Origin of the sequence: Streptomyces sp. NPDC127106, from assembly GCF_042677605.1 — a bacterium.
Lineage (GTDB): Bacteria > Actinomycetota > Actinomycetes > Streptomycetales > Streptomycetaceae > Streptomyces.
On the sequence record NZ_JBHXTC010000115.1, the window covers coordinates 1 to 6,463 of the forward strand.

A 6,463-nucleotide genomic window follows, 5' to 3' on the forward strand; every position below is an offset into this window, starting at 1 on the left:
CATCACCAGCGCACGGCACCTACCAACTCACCCACAACACACTCTTGACGACACAACCAACCCCTTAACTACGCGGCATTGGCCCTTGACGGGCCTGCCCGAACCGGAAGGACAATGGGCTGCCGGGAAACCCCCGGACACCCCACCGACCCCGGTCGGCCGTCACCCCGCCCCTGGGCTCCCGCCCAGCCGCCTGGCCCTCGGTGCGTGCATCCCGCTCATCACAGCAACCACCCACCAACCCACCAGCCCGTGCGCCGCAACCCCCCGCGCCGCAACCCGCGCCGCAACCCCCCCGCGCTGCTACGCCGTGCGTCGCAGCAGGGCCAGGTACATCGCGTCCGTGCCGTGGAGGTGCGGCCACAGTTGGATGTCCGGGCCGTCACCGAGGGCAGGGACGCCCGGGAGGTACGGGCGGGCGTCGATCAGTTCGGCCGAGACGGGGCGGGCGGCCGCGCCGCGGCCCTTGAGGACGTCGTCCACGACGACCCGCGTTTCCGCCAGGTGCGGCGAGCACGTCGCGTATCCGACGACACCGCCCACCCGCACCGCGGCCAGCGCCTCCCGCAGGAGTGCCCGCTGGAGCGGAGCGAAGCCCTCCACGTCCTGCGGCCGGCGGCGCCAGCGCGCCTCCGGGCGGCGGCGCAGGGCGCCGAGGCCGGAGCAGGGGACGTCCATCAGGACCCGATCGAAGGAGCCCGGCAGCCACGCCGGGCGGGTGCCGTCTGCGGCGATGACCTGGTAGGGGCCCGGGTTCCCGGACAGTGCGCGCTCGACCAGGCCCGCCCGGTGCGGCTGCTTCTCGGAGGCGAGCAGGAAGGCCCCGCGCTGCGCCGCGAGCGCGCCGAGCAGGGCGGCCTTGCCGCCGGGGCCGGCGCAGCCGTCGAGCCAGCGTTCGTCGCGGCCTTCGACGGGGACGGCCGCCAGGGCCATCGCCACGAGCTGGCTGCCCTCGTCCTGGACGCCGGCGCGCCCCTCCCGCACCGCTTCCAGGGCGCCGGGCTCGCCGCCCTCGGCCATCCGTACGGCGTACGGCGACCAGCGGCCGGGAAGGGCCGCGCCCTCGCCGACGGCGGCGGTCAGTTCCTCGGGGGTGGAGCGGCCCGGCCGGGCCACGAGCGTGACCTCGGGGCGCTCGTTGTCGGCCTCCAGCAGGTCCTCGATCCCGGCGCGCCCGCCCCCGAGGGCGTCCCACAGGGCGCTGACCACCCACCGGGGGTGGGAGTGGTACACGGCGAGGTGCTCCTCGGCGTCGTCCTCGTACGGCGGGGCCACCCGTTCCAGCCAGGCGTCCAGATCGTGCGCGGCGATCTTGCGCAGGACGGCGTTCACGAACTTGGCGCGGCCGTCGCCCAGCACCACGCGGGCCAGTTCGACGCTCGCCGAGACCGCCGCGTGGGACGGGATGCGGGTGCCGAGGAGCTGGTGGGCGCCGAGCGAGAGGACGTCGAGCACCGGCGGGTCGACCTCGCGCAGCGGACGGTCGATGCAGGCGCTGATGATCGCGTCGTACGTGCCCTGGCGGCGCAGCGTCCCGTACACGAGCTCGGTGGCCAGCGCGGCGTCCCGGGCGTCGAAGTCCTCGTTCTGACGGGCCTTGCGCAGCAGGGGCGGCAGGACGAGGTTGGCGTACGCGTCGCGTTCGTCCACGGCCCGCAGCGCCTCGAAGGCCAGGATCCGGACCGGGTCCTTCTTGGGCCGGCGGTACGGCTTGTGCTGCTTGGCGCCGGCAGCGGCGGGACGACGGCGGGGCTGTTCGCTCACGTGAAAGGTGCTCCGGATATGGATATACGGGATGAAAAGGGCGTCCGGTTCAGGTTACGCCGTCGCGAGGTGTTCGCCCGGGGCGATCCGGACCCCGCGCGCCCAGTCGGCGCCCCGCATGGGCTTCTTGCCCTGGGGCTGCACCCAGAGCAGTTCGACGGCGTGCGAGCCGGTGCCGACGTAGACGTTGTTCTTGGCCGGGGCCAGCGCGCCGGGGGGCAGGTCCGTGCGGTCCGGCACCAGGCCGAGCGAAATGATCTTGAGTCGCTCGCCGCGGAACACGGTCCACGCGCCGGGCGCGGGAGTGCAGCCGCGGACGACTCGGTCGGCGCGCATCGCCGGGGCCGTCCAGTCGAGGCGGGCGTCCTCGACAGTGATCTTGGGGGCGATGGAGACGCCGTCGGCGGGCTGCTCCACGGCCCGCAGCGTGCCGTCCTCGATGCCGTCCATGGTGGCGGCGAGCAGGCCGGCGCCGGCGAAGGCCAGACGGGTCAGCAGGTCGCCGCTGGTGTCGGTGGACCGGATCTCCTCGGTCAGGATCCCGTAGACCGGCCCGGTGTCGAGGCCTTCCTCGATCCGGAACGTGGACGCCCCGGTGACCTGGTCCCCCGCCATGATGGAGTGCTGGACGGGCGCGGCCCCGCGCCAGGCCGGGAGCAGCGAGAAGTGCAGGTTGACCCAGCCGTGGCGGGGAATGTCGAGGGCGCTCTTGGGGATGATCGCGCCGTAGGCGACGACCGGGCAGCAGTCCGGGGCGATCTCGCGCAGCCGGGCCTGGAACTCCGGGTCGCGCGGCCGCTCCGGCTTGAGGACCTCGATCCCGGCCTCCAAGGCGCGCTCGGCCACCGGGCTGGCGACGAGCCGGCGGCCGCGGCCGGCCGGGGCGTCGGGCCGGGTGACGACGGCCGCGACCTCGTGGCGCCCGGAGGCGATCAGGGCGTCCAGGGCGGGCACGGCGACCTCGGGGGTGCCTGCGAAGACGAGCTTCACTGGGGGTCTACCTCGCTATTCTCGCTCGCGATCTCGCTGTCAGCAGCGCACCAGTCTATGGGTCCGCCCCGGAGGGAAGCCGCGCGGGCCGCGATCAGGCCGTTCAGGCCCGTCAGGGGGCGTACGTACACACACGCGCCTCTCGCATATGCCGACACGCCCCCGAAGCGTGACTTCCTCCACGGGTGGCGCGTTGGTCAAGTGAGATTGACCGAAACCGGGCCGCGCAAGATAGGTGTCTGCGGCCCTGTCCGCTCTTCAGCACCGGTTCGAGAGGCTTCTTCATGGCCGACCACGCCACCCACGACGCCCAAGCGCGGGCCAGCCTTCACCTGTTGGTGCGGGACATCGAGCGGGTCCGCCGGCAGGTGGATGCGCTGCGCACGCTCACCGCTCAGCTGGGCAACGTCTACCGCCCCCGCCGCTCCGGTCCCTCCACGGGTTTCGTCGTCTACGGGCGCGCGCCCGCCCCCACCGTCCGGCTCGCGCAGGAACTGCGGGACAGCGTCGAGACGCTGGTCACCGCGGCGGTGGACTTCGACCGTTCGCTCGGCTTCTCGTGGGACGCGGTCGGCTCGGCGCTCGGCGTCACCAAGCAGGCCGTGCACCGGCGGTACGGGGCCCGGCGGGCGCAGGCCGCCGAGGCGGCCGAGCCGCTGGCCGAGGGCACCACGACGCGGACCCTCGGGCCGCTCCCCACCGTCCCGGCTGCCCGCTCGGCGCCGCCCCAGCCGGTGCGCGAGGAGTCCCAGGCCGGTGCCGGGGCCGGGGTCGGGGCCGGATCCCGTTCGGCGGCGGCCCTGCCCGGCCCCCGCAACGGCTGACCCCGCGCCCGCCGCGGGACGCCGACCCCCGCCGGCCGGTGCCCTGACGCCGCGACCGCAACGCCCCCGACGGCCCCGGCCGGGCGGGGGCGTTCGGCCGTCGGCCCGCGGGGCCGCCCGACCGTGCGACGACCGTGCGACCGTCAGCCGATGTCCACCGGGTCGATCCGGACCCGGACCGCCTCCGCCGCCGGCACCCCCCGCGCCATACGGGCCGCCTGGGCCGCCTTGAGCGCGGCCGCCAGCGCCGCACCGCTGCCCGGCGGCACCCGGACCAGCGCCCGCTCCCCCGGGGACGGCTCCCCGCGCCGCCCGGGCAGCGGTACCGGGCCCAGCACCTCCGCGTCCGGCGGCAGGGCGGCGCCCGCGAGGAAGGACTCCACGGCCTCGCCCCGCCCGACGACGGCGGCCATCCGGGACACCGGCGGGAAGCCCAGTTGGGCCCGCTCGGCGAGCTCCCGCACGGCGTGGCCCACCGGGTCCCAGCGCACCAGTGCCTGGACCGGCCGCAGCGTCGGCTCGGCGACCACCACGACCTGCCCCTCCCCGCGCACCAGCGAGGCGGCCGCGATCCACCGGCGCAGGGCCTCCTCGCCGGCCCGCAGGTCGGGCCGGGTCAGCATGGCCCAGCCGTCGAGGAGCAGTGCGGCCGCGTACCCGGCGCCGGCCGCCACCGGTTCGGCGCCCGGGGTGGACACGACCAGTGCGGGCCGGTCGGGCACCTCGTCGAGGACGTGGTCGCGCCCGGAGGTCCGCACGGGCACGGCCGGGAAGGCCCGCCCCAGCTCCTCGGCGGTCCGCCGGGCGCCCACGACCTGGGCGCGCAGCCGGAACGAGCCGCATTCCTCGCAGTGCCAGGACGGTTCTGGACGCCCGCACCACCCGCAGGTGAGGTCCCGCGCGTCGGGGGCCTCCAGCGGCCCCGCGCACGCCCGGCAGCGGGCGGGCGTGCGGCAGCGCTCGCAGGCGAGCCGGGGCACGTAGCCGCGGCGCGGCACCTGGACGAGGACCGGGCCGGTCTTCAGCCCGTCCCGTACGGTCTCCCAAGCCAGGGAGGGCAGGCGGGCGGCGCGCGCCGCCTCGTCCCGGGCGAGGAGCTCGTCGCCGACGGTACGGATCCGGGGGGCGCAGGCCCGGACCGTGTCGCGGTCGGCGGTCAGGGGCCGGGCCCAGCCCGTTTCGACGAGCTGGGCGGCTTCCACGGTGCAGCTGGTGCTGCCGGCGAGGAACCCGCAGCCCTCGCTGACGGCGCGCAGCTCCAGCACCTCGCGGACGTGCGGGAAGGGGGCGCGGTCGTCACTGTGGCTGGAGTCGCCGTCGTCCCAGACGACGACGAGCCCGAGGTCCCGTACGGGGGCGAACATCGCGGCGCGGGTGCCGACGACGGCGCGTACGGAGCCGCGGTGGACGGCGAGCCATTCGCGGTAGCGCTTCTCGGGGCCGGACTCGGCGGTGAGCAGGGCGTGTCGGCCCTCGCCGAGGAGGGAGGTGAGCGCGGCGTCGACGCGGGCGGCCGTGCGGCCGTCGGGCAGCACGGCGAGGGCGCCGCGGCCGGAGCCGAGCGTGGCGGCCATCGCCCGGGCGAGCTCGTCGGCCCAGCCGGGGCCGGGCAGGGCCGTCCAGACCGCGCGCGGGATGCCGCCGCCGGCGAGGGACCGCAGGAAGGCGGGGCCGGCGCCGTAGCGGGTCCAGCCGCCGGGGTCGGGGGCGGGGGGCAGCGGCAGCGGCTCCGGGGAGGGCTTGGACTCGGCGCGGGCGTTGCGCGGGGGCAGGGCGAGCTGGAGGACGTCGGCGAGGCTGCCGGCGTACCGGTCGGCGACGGCGCGGGCGAGGGCCAGCAGGCCCGGGGTGAGGACGACCTCGGGCGAGACGACGTGGGCCAGGGCGGCCAGGGCCCCGCTGTAGTCGGACTCGGCGCGCCGCTCGACGATGAACCCGTCGATCAGTCGGCCGCCCTCGCGGCGCCCGCCGTGGACGTGGTGGGAGCCGGCGCCGAAGCGGACCCGGACGCGGACGCCGGGTTGCGCGGCCTCGGAGAGTTCCTCGGGGACGGCGTAGTCCCAGAGCTGGTCGAGGTGGAGCACGCCCTTGTTGACGAGGACCCGGGCGATCGGCAGGTCCTGGGCGAGGGCCGCGCCCCGCCAGGTGCGCGGCTTGGCCTTGGGCGCCTTGGCCTTCGCCTCGGCGACCATCTCGCGGATGAGTGCGAGCTGCTCCGGCGGGCCGCCGGGACCCTTGTCCCCGCCCTCCTGGCCGGAATCGTTCGCGCTGCTCACACCCGCATTCTTACCAAACACCACTGACAGCGGACGGGGTCCGGGCGGCCTGCGGGGGTCCCGGCCGGCGGCGGGGTCCTCACAGCCCGGGGCACGTCACCCGCTCCAGATGTATCCGCTGTCTTCGCACCGGGCGGCCGCCCCGGCCCAGCGGCGACAGCGCCGCGCGCCACACGCGTTCTCCGGTGTCGCTCGGCTGGTCCGTCCCGGGCAGCACGGGAACGCGTACGGCCCCGGGCCACAGGGGCCGGGGCCGTACGCGGCGCACGCGCGTGCGCGGGGGTCCTAGAGACCGGCGGCGGCGCGCAGGGCGTCGACGCGGTCGGTGCGCTCCCAGGTGAAGTCCGGCAGCTCGCGGCCGAAGTGGCCGTAGGCGGCGGTCTGGGCGTAGATCGGGCGGAGCAGGTCGAGGGCGCGGATGATCGCGGCCGGGCGGAGGTCGAAGACCTCGCCGATGGCGTCCTCGATCTTGGCCACGTCTACCTTGGCGGTGCCGAAGGTCTCGACGAAGAGACCGACGGGCTCGGCCTTGCCGATGGCGTACGCGACCTGGACCTCGCAGCGCGAGGCGAGGCCGGCGGCGACCACGTTCTTCGCGACCCAGCGCAT

General features: G+C 76.1%; 5 protein-coding genes. 1 reads left to right on the plus strand and 4 read right to left on the minus strand.

From position 1 onward, the window contains the following. Positions 1–303 precede the first annotated feature (303 nt). Together ACFVGY_RS37460 and fmt are read right to left on the minus strand one after the other, a co-directional pair. Entirely contained in the window at positions 304–1,764 is a 1,461-nt protein-coding gene (locus ACFVGY_RS37460) for an RsmB/NOP family class I SAM-dependent RNA methyltransferase (RefSeq protein WP_385686970.1), read from the minus strand. A 54-nt stretch (positions 1,765–1,818) separates the two neighbouring features. After that, positions 1,819–2,754: a methionyl-tRNA formyltransferase gene (gene fmt, locus ACFVGY_RS37465; protein WP_385686973.1), complete on the minus strand. Its 936-nt coding sequence runs from the start codon at positions 2,752–2,754 to the stop codon at positions 1,819–1,821. A 284-nt stretch (positions 2,755–3,038) separates the two neighbouring features. Between fmt and ACFVGY_RS37470 the strand changes: the two genes are divergently transcribed. Then, positions 3,039–3,578, plus strand: a complete 540-nt coding sequence (locus ACFVGY_RS37470) for a hypothetical protein (RefSeq protein ID WP_385686976.1) — start codon at positions 3,039–3,041, stop codon at positions 3,576–3,578. A 143-nt stretch (positions 3,579–3,721) separates the two neighbouring features. On the opposite strand, the gene ACFVGY_RS37475 is transcribed toward ACFVGY_RS37470, so the two are convergent. After that, a complete protein-coding gene (locus ACFVGY_RS37475; RefSeq protein ID WP_385686982.1) occupies positions 3,722–5,770 on the minus strand; it encodes a primosomal protein N' in 2,049 nt (682 codons plus the stop codon). 369 nt (positions 5,771–6,139) lie between these two features. Beyond that, the coding region (locus tag ACFVGY_RS37480) for a methionine adenosyltransferase domain-containing protein (RefSeq protein WP_385686979.1) at positions 6,140–6,463 on the minus strand (324 nt) is incomplete at its 5' end.

What these genes read in the sequence shown, in the direction of transcription:
- ACFVGY_RS37475 (WP_385686982.1), bottom strand. Translation starts at nt 5,770, where the DNA reads ATGGTCGCCGAGGCGAAGGCCAAGGCGCCCAAGGCCAAGCCGCGCACC.
- ACFVGY_RS37470 (WP_385686976.1), top strand. Translation starts at nt 3,039, where the DNA reads ATGGCCGACCACGCCACCCACGACGCCCAAGCGCGGGCCAGCCTTCAC.